Source organism: Novosphingobium sp. FSW06-99, assembly GCF_001519065.1.
Taxonomy (GTDB): Bacteria; Pseudomonadota; Alphaproteobacteria; order Sphingomonadales; family Sphingomonadaceae; genus Novosphingobium.
Map to the genome: position 1 here is coordinate 137,432 of NZ_KQ954256.1, position 12,876 is coordinate 150,307.

The 12,876-nt window shown below is 65.5% G+C and carries 11 protein-coding genes; 6 read left to right on the top strand and 5 right to left on the bottom strand.

All coding sequences use genetic code 11. The features are described from left to right. The first annotated feature begins 407 nt into the window (after positions 1 to 407). The 5 genes from AQZ49_RS11420 to AQZ49_RS11440 all read left to right on the top strand — a co-directional run bounded on the left by AQZ49_RS11420 (position 408) and on the right by AQZ49_RS11440 (position 7,065). A complete protein-coding gene (locus AQZ49_RS11420; RefSeq protein WP_067615666.1) occupies positions 408 to 1,445 on the top strand; it encodes a glycosyltransferase in 1,038 nt (345 codons plus the stop codon). Between the two features lie 4 nt (positions 1,446 to 1,449). Next, the gene (locus AQZ49_RS11425; protein ID WP_067615668.1) at positions 1,450 to 2,958 is read left to right on the top strand and encodes an oligosaccharide flippase family protein; all 1,509 of its coding nucleotides are present in this window, start codon (positions 1,450 to 1,452) and stop codon (positions 2,956 to 2,958) included. Positions 2,959 to 2,965: 7 nt separating this feature from the next. Continuing rightward, positions 2,966 to 4,132 carry a hypothetical protein gene (locus AQZ49_RS11430; RefSeq protein WP_067615670.1) on the top strand — a complete coding sequence of 389 codons (1,167 nt, stop codon included), beginning with the start codon at positions 2,966 to 2,968 and terminating at the stop codon, positions 4,130 to 4,132. Positions 4,133 to 4,193: 61 nt separating this feature from the next. Beyond that, a complete protein-coding gene (locus AQZ49_RS11435) occupies positions 4,194 to 5,186 on the top strand; it encodes an aspartyl protease family protein (RefSeq protein ID WP_067615672.1) in 993 nt (330 codons plus the stop codon). Positions 5,187 to 5,229: 43 nt separating this feature from the next. Next, the gene (locus tag AQZ49_RS11440; RefSeq protein ID WP_067615675.1) at positions 5,230 to 7,065 is read left to right on the top strand and encodes an ABCB family ABC transporter ATP-binding protein/permease; all 1,836 of its coding nucleotides are present in this window, start codon (positions 5,230 to 5,232) and stop codon (positions 7,063 to 7,065) included. A 130-nt stretch (positions 7,066 to 7,195) separates the two neighbouring features. Here the strand turns inward: AQZ49_RS11440 and AQZ49_RS11445 are convergent, their stop codons facing one another. Both AQZ49_RS11445 and AQZ49_RS11450 read right to left on the bottom strand, forming a co-directional pair. Continuing rightward, the gene (locus tag AQZ49_RS11445; protein WP_067615677.1) at positions 7,196 to 7,399 is read right to left on the bottom strand and encodes a DUF1737 domain-containing protein; all 204 of its coding nucleotides are present in this window, start codon (positions 7,397 to 7,399) and stop codon (positions 7,196 to 7,198) included. Between the two features lie 13 nt (positions 7,400 to 7,412). After that, entirely contained in the window at positions 7,413 to 8,660 is a 1,248-nt protein-coding gene (locus AQZ49_RS11450) for an MFS transporter (RefSeq protein WP_067615679.1), read from the bottom strand. 154 nt (positions 8,661 to 8,814) lie between these two features. On the opposite strand from AQZ49_RS11450, the gene AQZ49_RS11455 reads away from it, so the two are divergent. Continuing rightward, positions 8,815 to 10,209: a peptide MFS transporter gene (locus AQZ49_RS11455; RefSeq protein WP_067615681.1), complete on the top strand. Its 1,395-nt coding sequence runs from the start codon at positions 8,815 to 8,817 to the stop codon at positions 10,207 to 10,209. Positions 10,210 to 10,215: 6 nt separating this feature from the next. On the opposite strand, the gene hslU is transcribed toward AQZ49_RS11455, so the two are convergent. Genes hslU through AQZ49_RS11470 form a run of 3 tightly spaced genes read right to left on the bottom strand, consistent with a single transcriptional unit; the run spans position 10,216 to position 12,665 of the window. After that, complete coding sequence (hslU, locus tag AQZ49_RS11460) at positions 10,216 to 11,517, bottom strand: ATP-dependent protease ATPase subunit HslU (protein WP_067615682.1); 1,302 nt, start codon at positions 11,515 to 11,517, stop codon at positions 10,216 to 10,218. After that, positions 11,514 to 12,086 (bottom strand): ATP-dependent protease subunit HslV, encoded by a 573-nt coding sequence (gene hslV, locus AQZ49_RS11465; protein WP_067615684.1) that lies wholly within the window; start codon positions 12,084 to 12,086, stop codon positions 11,514 to 11,516. The genes hslU and hslV overlap by 4 nt, the downstream gene beginning before the upstream one ends. A gap of 57 nt (positions 12,087 to 12,143) precedes the next feature. Then, positions 12,144 to 12,665, bottom strand: a complete 522-nt coding sequence (locus AQZ49_RS11470) for an outer membrane protein assembly factor BamE (protein ID WP_156428282.1) — start codon at positions 12,663 to 12,665, stop codon at positions 12,144 to 12,146. Between the last annotated feature and the right edge of the window lie 211 nt (positions 12,666 to 12,876).

Here is a 12,876-nt window from a genome sequence, read left to right on the forward strand (position 1 = left end):
CCGGGTGGACCCGGTCAACAAATTGTGGCGGCCAATTATCATCCCCGATTTGGTCTCGGGGAGAAAATTGTCCGTCTATGTTGGCGACCGCAGTGGCTAAATCCGGTAAAAACCGGCGTCAGCCCCTCGGTGAAGCCGCATATATGGAGGGTGTGCTGGGTGGTCAACGAGATTCTGTATTCTTTTTGCAATGGAAGGATAACAAACTGATATAAAGAGGTTTTTAGTCGCAAAAACTGCTCTGAACCGGCCGCATGGGTCGATTGGCCGATTCAAATCCCGCGAATCCCGACCGTGGATAGCCCCTTGCCCACCAGATCGCGTGACAACACGCTTTGTTTACCCGGCGCGGGGTAAAAACGATGGTTCAAAGCGATGGTTTCCGCACACGCTTTTGTGGATGAGACATGCAACCCAGCGTTCCCGGTATCAGCGTCGCGATGAGCATCTACGACGGTGAACGCTTTCTGGCCGCCGCGATCGAGAGCGTGCTCGGGCAGACTTTCGCAGATTTCGAGTTTCTGATTCTCGACGATGGTTCGCGCGATGCCAGCCGCGCGATCGCCGCGCACTATGCTGCGCGCGACCACCGCATCCGGCTGATCGCGCGCGAAAACCGGGGACTGGTGGCCAGCCTCAATGAATTGCTGGCGCTGGCGCGCGCGCCGCTGGTGGCGCGAATGGATGCTGACGATGTCTGCCTGCCCGACCGTTTTGCGCGCCAGGTCGCCGTTCTGGCCGCCCGTCCCGAGATTGGCGTGCTCGGCACCTGGACCGAAGATATCGACGAAAACGACACGCCTTATCCGCTCGATGCGCTCGATCACCCGGTCGATCATGCGCAATTCATCGCCGCGATCGATGCGGGTGCACCCTTGCTGTGCCATCCTGCGGTGATGTTCCGGCGCGATCTGGTCTTGTCGGTGGGTGGCTATCACCCCGCGTTTCGCCATTGCGAGGATCTCGACTTGTGGTTGCGGCTGGCCTCGGTCACGCAGATCGCCAACTTGCCCGAACGGCTGTTGCAATACCGGCACTACAGCCAGCAGGTATCGAGCCGCCACGCCACCGAACAGCAAGTCAACGCCGCGATCTCCCGCCTGGCCTATGCCGAGCGCAAGGCCGGACGCGTCGATCCCACCACGAAACTGGCTGCGCTGCCGCCGATCGACGCGCTCGACACGCTGTTCGGCCGGGCCGGTGTGGCACGCGCTGTGCGCGCCCGCGTGGCACCGGGCCTGCTCTATTCGCGCGCGGGCCTGGGGGATCACGGCTTTGCGATCGTGTGCCGCTATATCCGCGAAGGGGGCGACTGTCCGGGGCTGTGGCGCACGGTCGGGCGGTTGATGCTGTTTGGCTATCCCCTGCGCGCGCTGCAACTGGCCGCAGTGCTGGCGCGCCGGTCCCCGCACCGGTACACCCAGCCGAACGCCGTGGCAGCCTGAGGCAATGACCGCACCCACCACCCCCGGCCGCGAGCCCGCCGCGATGAGCGTGCGCGGCGCCGCCGTGTGGGCGATGGCGGGACAATATCTGTCGTTCGCGATCCAGTTCATCGCTTCGGTAATCATTTCGCGCTGGTTTCTCAGCCCCGGTGAAGTCGGGCTGTTTTCGATCGGCATGGCCACCGCGCTGATCGTGGCGGTGCTGCAGGATTTCGGGCTGTCGCGCTATATTTCGGGGCTGACCACGCTCGATGGCGAAGAAATCGCCCGCTGCGGGTCGGTCGCAGTGCTGTTTTCGGGGCTGGTCGCCCTGCTGGTTGCCGCCACCGCCTGGCCGATGGCACAGACTTATCACGAGCCGCGCCTGACCGCGATCCTGCTGATCCTGGCCGGCAGCTATCTGTTTGTGCCGATGTCGGTGGTACCTATGGCGTTGATGGCGCGCGCGATGCAGTTTCGCGGGCTGTTCGTCGTCAATGTCTGCACCGCATTGGCGCAAGGCGGGTTGGCGGTCGGGTTGGCGGCGGCAGGCTATTCCTCGTTTGCGCTGGCACTGGCCACGGTCGCCGCGGCCGCCACGCGCGGGGTGGTGGCCCAGATGATGCGCCCAAGCTGGCCGCGCCGCCTGCGGTTCGACGGCATCGGCCATGTCGTCGGGTTCGGCGCGCGCGCCAGCGTGCTCTATCTGACCGGCGCACTGGGCACGCGCACCCCGGACCTGATCGTGGGCAAGGCGCTGGGCGTAACCGCGGTCGGGCTCTACAGCCGTGCGGTCAGCCTGTCGGACCAGTTCCGCATGCTGATCGCCGGGGCGATCGGCAGCGTGTTCTACCCCGCCTTTGCCCGCATCCGCGATCGGGGCGAGCCGCTCGGCCCCGCGTACTTGCGCGTCTGCGCCGGCTATTCGGGGGTAGTCTGGCCCGCCATGGCCGGGCTTGCGCTGGCGTCCGGGCCGATCATCCGCCTGCTCTATGGCCCGGCGTGGCTGCGTACCGCGCCACTGCTGGCGATGATCGCGCTGACCGAGATCATGCTGATTGCCTTGCCACTGGTCAGCGATCTGCCGATTCTGGCCGGCAAGCTCAACCAGTTGCTGGCGCGCAATCTGCTCGACACCGCGGTGTCCGTGATCCTGCTGGCGCTTGGCACGCATTGGGGCGTGAACGGCGCGGCCGGATCGCGGCTGGTCTATGCGGTGTTCTGGTATGCGCTCTATTTCCGCTTCATGCACCGGATCGTCGGGTTCGATCGGATCAGGCTGATGTTGATCTATCTGCGCAGCGGTCTGGCCAGCCTGGCCGCAATTGCGCCGCTGGCGCTGACATACGCGCTATGGGCGCCACCGGCGACGATCACTTTTGCGCAATTGCTGCTGGCGACCATGGCGGGTGCGGTGTGCTGGCTGATCGCGCTGCCGCTGGTGCGTCATCCGGTGCTGCACGAAATCCTGGCCATTGCGGCCTCGATCCCGATCGTTGACCGCTGCATCCCGGCGCGGTTTCGCGTGGCCTGAGGCGATCATGGGGCATACCGAAACCGAAGTGCGGCTGACCAGCGTAACGCTTGATCCGGCAAACGGACTGCGCCGCGACAGCCCGCGCCCACCGGCCTTGCGCAATGGCGCCTATGCCGCGGCGTTCGACTGGGACACGCTGTTCTATGATTGCTATCGCGTCGGCGCCGATGTGGTGCTGCAGGGGCCGCCGCTGTTCAACCTGCTGGCGCCCCTGCTCGCCTCGGCCCCGATTGCTGCGCAGACGCGCCGCTGGTTCGCCCGTCCACGCCATGTCGGTCGCGACAAGCGCGGCGAACTGTGGCTGCGCTGCGCGGATCAGCGGCTGCACCTCGACGGCCCGATCGGGCGCCACGATCTGACCATCGGGCCCGACCTGTCGCACCTCTATGCCGGGCGCCGGGTGATCCTGACGCTGTCAAAGGACAATGCACCGCGCTGGATTCACGACTGGGTGCAATTCTATCGCGCCGAACACCATGCCGATGGCGTGCTGATCTATGACAACGGATCAACCACTTATCGCGCCGCCGATTTACAGGCCGAATTGCGCGCGGCGTTTCCCGACATGGTCATCCATGTCGTCGCCTGGCCGTTCAAATATGGCCCACAGGGCGGCCTGGCCGGGGCGGTCGACGGGCAGGAAGCCCCGTGGGATTCGGATTATTGCCAGACCGGATCGCTGCAACACGCGCGGCTGCGGCTGTTGCGGCAGGCGCGCAGCGTGCTCAATGTCGATATCGACGAACTGGTGCTGCCCGCGCAAGGCGGGTCGATCTTTGCCGCCGCGGAACGCAGCCGGGGTGGCTTTGTCAAGTTTGCGGGGCAATGGATCAGCGGTGCTGCGCCGGTGGCGGTTGCGCCGGAATCCTGCCGCCACGCCGATTTCGCCTGGCGCGACGTGCGCGAAACGCGCACATGCCCGCCCAAATGGTGTCTGGTCCCGGCGCGCGACGATCCATTTCGCACCAGTTGGTCGGTGCACAATGTGTTCGGTTCGCGCCATAACCGGCACGTCGATGACACTTATGTCTATCGCCACATGACCGCGATCTCGACAAGCTGGAAAGAGGCGCGCGGGCTGGCCGCCGCGTTCGACCCGGATCACCATGCGCTCGACACTGCGCTGGCCGACAGTCTGGCCCGCGCAGGGCTGGCCCGCTCCAACACCTGACCATCAGGGCGCTGGCCAGTGTGCCGCGACAGGCGTACAATCGGCATCAGGGAGATATCGGATGCCTTTGCGCGCCGTCACCATGCGTGCGGCACTTGCCGGGGCCGCGCTGGTGGTGGCGATCACCGCCGCGCGGGCAAGCGATCCCGTGCCACCCGCGCCCAACGCCCCGCGCCGGTTCGATTCCACGCCACTGGCCGCGGCCGCGCGATCAACCGACAGCGCGGATCAGGTGCTGTCGCTCAAGCGCGATGGTGGCGGCCGGATGACCGTGGCCGTCGCGATCGGCAACACGGCGGGGGCGCAGCGCACTTATGCCTTTCTGGTCGATACGGGCGCCGAACGCACGGTCGTCGCGCATGGCGTGGCCGATACACTGGGCCTGGTGGCCAGCGGGCGCGGGCGGCTGATCGGCATGGCCGGGATGCGCGATGTCGATATGGTCACGCTGGAATCGATCACACTGGGCCGCCGCGTGCTCTACGCAGTGTCTTCGCCCGTGCTCGAAGCCGATACGATCGGCGCCGACGGCATCATCGGGCTCGACGGGTTGCAGGGGCAACGCGTGCTGCTCGATTTTGACCACAACCGCATGGCGCTGGGCGATGCCGCGTCGCTGGGTGGCGACCGGGGCTATGACATCATCGTGCGCGCGCGGCGGCGCAGCGGCCAGTTGATCATGACCAATGCCACGATCGACGGGGTGCGCACCGATGTGGTGATCGACACCGGGTCAGACACTTCGGTCGGCAACGCCGCGTTGGCCCGTGCGCTGGCGCGCGATCACCGCAACGATACGGTGCAACTGGTTTCGGTCACCGGACAGCAGGCGACCGCCGGCCTTGGTCTGGCGCGCACGCTGGAACTGGGCGGCATGACGCTCAACAACACGCTAATCGCGTTCAGCGACGCGCCACCATTCGAAAGACTGGGGCTGCAACGCCATCCGGCATTGTTGCTGGGCATGGCGCAATTGCGGTTGTTCCACCGTGTGGCGATCGATTTTGCCAGCCATCGCATCCTGTTTGCGGTGCCCGAAACGCCGCCTTCCTGATCGGGTGACTGGCACTTTCCGGCAAAATCCCTATTTGCACAGGATGCCTCCCGATAATCCCCACACCGCGTCGACCGGCCGACCGCCCCGCCACGATGGCTGGCGCACGTTGCAACGGTTCCTGCCTTATCTGTGGCCGCGCGATAATCCCGATCTGCGCTGGCGCATCGTGGTGTCCTGCGTGCTGATCCTGTTGTCGACCGGGATACAGATGGCGTTGCCGTTTGCGCTCAAATGGGCGGTCGACGCAATGAACGTGACCGGGCCCCGCGTGGTGACGGCGGTGATGCTGCTGGTGCTGGCCTATTCGGCAGGACGCTTCACCGGGGTGGCGTTCGACAACGTGCGCAACATCGTGTTCGAACGCGTCGGACAAGAGGCCACGCGCAAGCTGGCCGAACATGTGTTTGCCCGCCTGCACCGCCTGTCGATGCGGTTTCACCTGGCCCGCCGCACCGGCGAAGTAACCAAAGTGATCGAGCGCGGCACCAAGAGCATCGACACGATGCTCTATTTCATGCTGTTCAACATCGCCCCGACCGTGCTGCAACTGGTGATCGTGGCGGGGATCTTCTGGTACAATTTCGGCTGGGATCTGGTCGGCGCCACCGCGCTGGCGGTGGTCGCCTACATCTGGGTGACCCGCGCGATCACCGACTGGCGCACGCATCTGCGCGAACAGATGAACCGGCTCGACGGGCAGGCGCTGGCACGCGCGGTGGATTCGCTGCTCAATTACGAAACGGTCAAGTATTTCGGCGCCGAAGCGCGCGAGGAACGCCGCTATTCCGAGGCGACTCGGGCCTATGCCGATGCCGCCGTGTCGAGCGAAAACAGCCTGGGCCTGCTCAACATCGCGCAGGCGCTGGTGGTCAACCTGCTGATGGCAGGCGCACTGGCGCAAACCGCGTGGGGCTGGGCCCATGGCGCCTATACCGCCGGACAACTGGTGTTCGTGCAGGCCTATCTGACGCAATTGTTCCGCCCGCTCGATCTGCTGGGCATGGTCTATCGCACGATCCGCCAGGGGCTGACCGACATGGCGGAAATGTTCCGCCTGATCGACACGCAAGTCGAAGTGGCCGATGTGCCCGGCGCGCCCGCGCTCGTGGTCAAGCGCGCACATGTCACGTTCGACAATGTCGTGTTCGGCTATGAGCCCGACCGCACCATCCTGCATGGCCTGTCGTTCGAGGTTCCGGCGGGCAGCCGGGTGGCCATCGTCGGGCCTTCGGGGGCGGGCAAATCAACTATCGGCCGCTTGATGTTCCGCTTTTACGATCCGTCGAGCGGTCGCATCCTGATCGACGGGCAGGATATCCGGTTGGTCACACAGGCCAGTCTGCGCGCCGCGCTGGGCATCGTGCCGCAGGATTCGGTGCTGTTCAACGACACCATCGGCTATAACATCGCCTATGGCCGCGAAGGCGCAGACGCAGTCGAAGTGGCTGCGGCGGCGCAGGGCGCGGCGATCGGCGATCTGCTCGCCCGCCTGCCGCAGGGGCTCGACACCGAAGTGGGCGAGCGCGGGCTGAAACTGTCGGGCGGGGAAAAACAGCGGGTGGCGATCGCGCGCACGCTGGTCAAAAACCCGCCGATCCTGCTGTTCGATGAAGCCACTAGCGCGCTCGACACGCGCACCGAACAGGACATTCTGGGCACGCTGCGGGTGATCGCGGCCAACCGCACCACCATCTCGATCGCACACCGCCTGTCGACGATCGTCGATTCGGACACGATCCTGGTGATCGACCAGGGGCGTCTGGCCGAGCATGGCAGCCACGCCGACTTGCTGCGCCACGACGGGCTCTACGCCGAAATGTGGGCCCGCCAGGCCGCCGAAAGCAGCGAGGACGATCTGGTCGAAGCCGCGCAGTAACGGGTCTGTTTCGAAAGTCGCCTTTCGGCGACTTTGTGCCACCCACCACCCCGCACCCCCGACCCAACCACCCACAGGGTACCTTAAATAGGTGGTTGGGCCGGGCGTGCGGGGTGGTGGATGGCACACCCTAGCCCTTGATCACATCGGCCTCCTGCCAGACCACTGCCTGCGCCACCTTGATGCAGCCCGCGCCGCCGTCCCACGTCATCGACGGCGAACCGTAGAGCCGCCAGCCTTGCGCCAACGCTTCGGACACGCGCTCGCAAAAGGCGCGGTCGTCCTTGCCGGTCAGCAGGCGATAGATCGGGCGGTCGTCGGGGGTCTGGTGCATGGCCCTTGCTCTATCAGGCAGGAACCGCCTCGCCAACGGGGTCATCTGCGGGCGCGGTCAGTTTCCCGCTGCGCATCCAGTGCCGCACCGGGATCAGCAGGATCAGGCACGCCGCCAGGCTGACCCCGGCATCCATCCAGAACGAGCCTGCAACATTGCCGACCAGGTGATAGCCATAGCCATCGAGCGCCAGCATATAGGAATAAGGCAGGAGCGCCGCGGTGTTGAGCAGGCCGAATTGCGATGCGGCCAGCGGGCTGCCCCGCCGGATCGATCCGAAAATGACCGCGTTCTGCGACACTTGCGCAAACGACTGGGCCATGTTCTCGCCAATCACCGCCACCAGATAGACCGGGGCCGTATGCGGCAGCGCGATCACCGTGACCGTGAACAGCGCCCCTACCACCCCGATCCCCAGATAGAGCAGCGGCCCATGGACAAAGCGCAGGAACCAGCGCGCCAGCAGCGCCGCGGCAAGGCCGGTGACCGTCGCACCAAACCCGTTGGCCAGATCGACCACGCCCGCTGAAACATGAAAATCAGGCCCGAGGCCGCCAAATGCATTGGTCAGCGTGAACGCGGCGCACGGCAGCGCAAACATCACCACCAGCCGCAGCACCAGCGGCTGGCGCACCAGCACCGCAACATCGCGGCCCAAATCGCCAAAGCTTTCGCGCACCGCCTTCAGCCCGGCATCGGGCGACGGGATCAACGGTTGCAGCGCCAATGGCGCCAGCGCGATCACGCCGACCGCCAGCGGCCCCCACGGCGCGGGCAAAGTGGTAATCAGCCAATACTGACTGAGCGCGCCCAGCCCGAACCCGCCGGCATTGCCCATGGTGAACCAGGTGCCGATGGTATCATCCATATCCTTGGGCAAGGCGGCGCCCAGCCAGCCGCCCAGCGCGGTGGTCAACATCACCAGTGCCAGCGCATCGGCCATCATCAGCGGCCCGACCAGCACCCCGGTGGGCGACACCGCCAGCAACGCCGTGGTCAGCGCCGCCACCAGCACGCCCAGCACCAGCGCCCAGGCGCGGCGGCTGATCATGGTATCAAGCAGTGGCGCCAGCGCAAACGTGGCCAGCGATGCCGCACCCGACAGCGCGGTGTAGTTCGCGATCACCGGTTCGGCCACGCCGTGCGCCGCCATGACTTGCGGCATCGTCACCAGCACCCCGGCATAGGCATAGCCATAGGCCGCGTTGGACAAACCCATGGCCCAGACAAATCGGGGGCGCGTTTCGATCGGTACGCTCATGGTCGCCCCCAGAGCAGGTCTTGCCCGATCCGCAACATGTCGCAGGCGCGGCGCGCGATCAACACCCTTGCCCCAATGGCCAGCAAAGCGCTTGCAGCGACGCGATCACACGTTACGTCGCTGTGTTCCAACGCAAAAAAGCAGGGCGCGCGGTATGGAACTGGTCAACGACATGCATGCCAACGTCGTCGCCCCGCGCCCGGCGAACTGGTTCGGGCATCCGCGCGGACTGTGGGTGTTGAGCGGCACCGAATTGTGGGACCGGATTTCGTGGCACGGCATGGTGTCGATGCTGGTGCTCTACATGACCGGCGACTTGCTGCATCCCGACCGCATCGCGCATGTCGCCGGGTGGCGCGCCTATCACGCCGGGCTGGCGGCGGTGTTCGGCACGATGTCCGACACCGCGATCGCGACGCAGACTTTTTCGCTGTATTTTGCAGGCATCACGTTTCTGCCGCTGATCGGTGGCTGGGTGGGTGATCGGGTGATCACGCGGCGCAGCGCGGTCACGCTCGGCGCGCTGGTGATGACGCTGGGACATTTCCTGATGGCCTTCGATGCCACGTTTCTGGTCGCGCTGGTTGCGCTGATGATCGGCGCGGGGCTGGTGCGCGGCAATCTGGCGCCGCAGATCCGCGCGCTCTATGCCTCGGGCGACCGCCGTCTGGGCGAAGCGTTTCAGGTCTATTCGCTGGCGGTCTGCGTCGGCGCGTTCATCGCCCCGCTGGTATGCGGCACGATCGCCAAATATTATGGCTGGCACGCGGGGTTTGGCGTGGCGGGGTTCGGCATGCTGGCCGGGCTGGTTTGGTATCTGGCGGGATCGCACGTGCTGCCGCCGCAACCGCCCCGTACGGCCAGGTCCATGCACGCGGCGTTGACCCCGCGCGAAGTGCGCAATCTGGCTGCGCTGGCGCTGATCTGGCCCTTTTCCGTCGCGTTCTGGACCAGCCAGGCGCAAGTGTGGAACGTGTACAACTTGTGGGTGCGCGACCACGTGGCGTTGACGGTGGACGGGTTTGTGGTGCCCGTTCCGTGGCTGCAATCGCTCGACGGACTGGCTCCGGCGGTGGCCATCCCGCTGACCATCGCGGTGTTTCGCGCGCTGGCGCGGTACGGTATCGAACCCGACAGTTTGCACAAACTGGCCATCGGCAGCCTGATCTTTGCCGGCGGCATGCTGCTGCTCGCGGCCGGGCCGCTGGTCGCCGGGCCCGACGGGCGCGCGCCGCTATGGCTGCCGATCGCGTTTCACGTGGTTTCGAATATCGGCGCAATGTGTTTCGTGCCGTTTGCCGGCGCGCTGTTCACCGGCCACGCACCCGAACGGCTGCGCGGCACGGTCTTTGGCATCTATTCGCTGTCGGTCTGCGTCGCCAGCCTGATCACCGGGCCGATGGGCGGGTGGTACGACCATGTCAGCCCGTCGCTGTACTGGGCGGTTGCGGCCGGATATGCCGGGGTCGGCGGGATCGTGCTGTTGCTGATCGCGACCCCGCTTGGCCGCTGGATGGGGCCGGACGAGGAGATCCGGTCCGGCCCTTGAAGGATTTCAGAGGATATATTTCGACAAGTCGGTGTTGCTGGCGAGGGTGGCCAGCCGGTCGGCGACATAGGCCTCGTCGATCGTCACGGTCGAACCGGTGCGATCTTCGGCTTCGAAGCTGACGTCTTCAAGCAGCTTCTCCATCACCGTCTGCAACCGCCGCGCGCCGATGTTTTCGACGCTGTCGTTCACTTGCGCGGCGGTGCGCGCAATCGCGCGGATCGCACCCGGGGTGAAATCGAGCGTGACCTGTTCGGTTTGCAGCAGGGCGCAGTACTGTTCCACCAGATTGGCGCGCGTTTCCGACAGGATGCGCACGAAATCATCCTCGGTCAGCGCCGACAGTTCGACGCGGATCGGCAAGCGGCCCTGCAATTCTGGCAACATGTCGCTCGGCTTGGCGATGTGGAACGCGCCAGAGGCGATGAACAACACGTGGTCGGTCTTCATCGGGCCATATTTGGTGGCAACGGTGGTCCCTTCGATCAGCGGCAGCAGATCGCGCTGCACGCCTTCGCGGCTGACCGAACCGCCACGCACATCGCTGACCGCGATCTTGTCGATTTCGTCGATGAACACGATGCCATTGGTTTCGGCATTGATCAGCGCGACGCGCGCGACATCGTCCTGATCCATGCGCTTTTCGGCTTCTTCATCGACCAGTTTTTCCCACGCATCGGGCACGCGCAGCTTGCGCCGCTTGGTCGGCTGGCGCCCCATCGCCTTGCCCATCATGTCCGACAGGTTGATCATGCCGATGCCGCCGCCCATGCCGGGGATCTCCATCGGCATCGAGGGGCTGTCCTCGACTTCGATTTCCACTTCGACATCGGCCATCGCGCCTTCGACAATGCGCTGGCGAAAGCTTTCGCGGGTGGCCTCGCTCGCGCCGTCGCCGACCAGCGCCTTGAGCAGGCGGTCCATCGCCGCCTTGCTGGCCGCCTCGCGCACGGCTTCGCGGCGACGCGCCTTTTCCAGCCGGATCGCCTCTTCGAACAGATCGCGCGCGATCTGTTCGACATCGCGCCCGACATAGCCGACTTCGGTGAACTTGGTCGCCTCCACCTTGACGAACGGCGCATCGGCCAGCCGCGCCAGGCGCCGGCTGATCTCGGTCTTGCCGCAACCGGTGGGCCCGATCATCAGGATGTTCTTGGGGCTGACTTCATCGCGCAGCGCCGGGCTCAGCCGCTGGCGCCGCCAGCGGTTGCGCAAGGCGACGGCCACGGCGCGTTTGGCATCGTGCTGGCCGACAATATGTTCATCGAGCGCGCGGACGATCTGTTTGGGCGTAAGGGTGTCGTTCATACTTGTTCCAGCGTCACGCGGTCGTTGGTGTAGACGCAGATGTCCGCCGCCACTTGCATGGCGCGGCGGGCGATCACTTCGGCATCGGCTTCATAGCCGGCGATGGCGCGCGCGGCGGCCAGCGCATAGTTGCCGCCCGATCCGATCGCGGCGATCACCGTGTCGCCCAGCTCTTCGGGTTCGAGCACGTCGCCATTGCCGGTCAGCACCAGCAATGTCCCGGCGTCGGCGACGATCATCAGCGCTTCGAGATTGCGCAGATATTTGTCGGTGCGCCAGTCCTTGGCCAGCTCGACCGCGGCGCGCAGCAATTGCCCGCGATGCGCCTCAAGTTTGCGCTCCAGCCGTTCGAACAAGGTGAACGCATCGGCGGTTGCGCCGGCAAATCCGGCGATCACTTTGCCGCCCTCGCCCAGCCGCCGCACTTTGCGCGCGTTGGGCTTCATGACGGTGTTGCCCATCGACACCTGGCCATCGCCGGCGATGACGGTGCGGCCATTCTTGCGCACACCGATGATGGTGGTTCCGTGCCACTGTATCAGGCCGTGGCTGGCCATCTGGTCATTCATGCACGGGATATGGGTGGTGGACCCGGGCAATCAATAGCCAAAGTCCACCGCCCCGGATCAGCTCCCGTTCGGGCCGGTGCCGCCGCCGCGACCACCACCGCCGCCGCCGCCCGCGCCGCCGCCCTGGCCCTGCGTGCCGCCGGGCAAGGCGCCGACCGTGCCGATATTGCCGAACAGGTCTTCAAAGAAGCTGCGCTCGCGGCCCAGCGTCGGGGTCTTGTGCTTGTCCGGCTCAAGCCGCACGGCATGTTCGACACCGTCGCGCGTGACGTCCTGCACATTGCCCGCGCTGTCGAAACCGACCCGCATGATCGACCCGCCCTTGATGCGCGGCCGGGTAAACGGCTTTTGCACGGTGTCGAGCGAGATGTAATAATAGGCCTGCTGACCGAACTGGCTCTTGATCGTGGGCTGGCCGAGCGACTTTTCCACCGACAGACGGTTGTCAACGCCGGGCAGCACCGACTGGGTCAGCGCAGGGTCGACCAGATAGCCGCGGTGATCGTGGATATTGCTGCATCCGCCGATACCCGCCACCAGCACGCAAGCCAGACCCGCCCGCACAGCTCCGGCGCCCACGACTCCGGCCCTGGCCTCCACTTTCCGCTCGCTACGCCGCGTTGCCACCTTAAAAGCCACCTTTCAAACCTGCCTGAACAGATAACTGCACCGAGGGTCGTTTGCCTTCGCGCCCGCGCTGCCTATATCACCTGCCTTAGGCATCAAAGCGCATTCCCGCAATGGCGGGGTGCGCTTTGATCCGTGGCGGGCCCCCGATCAGGCCCAACCA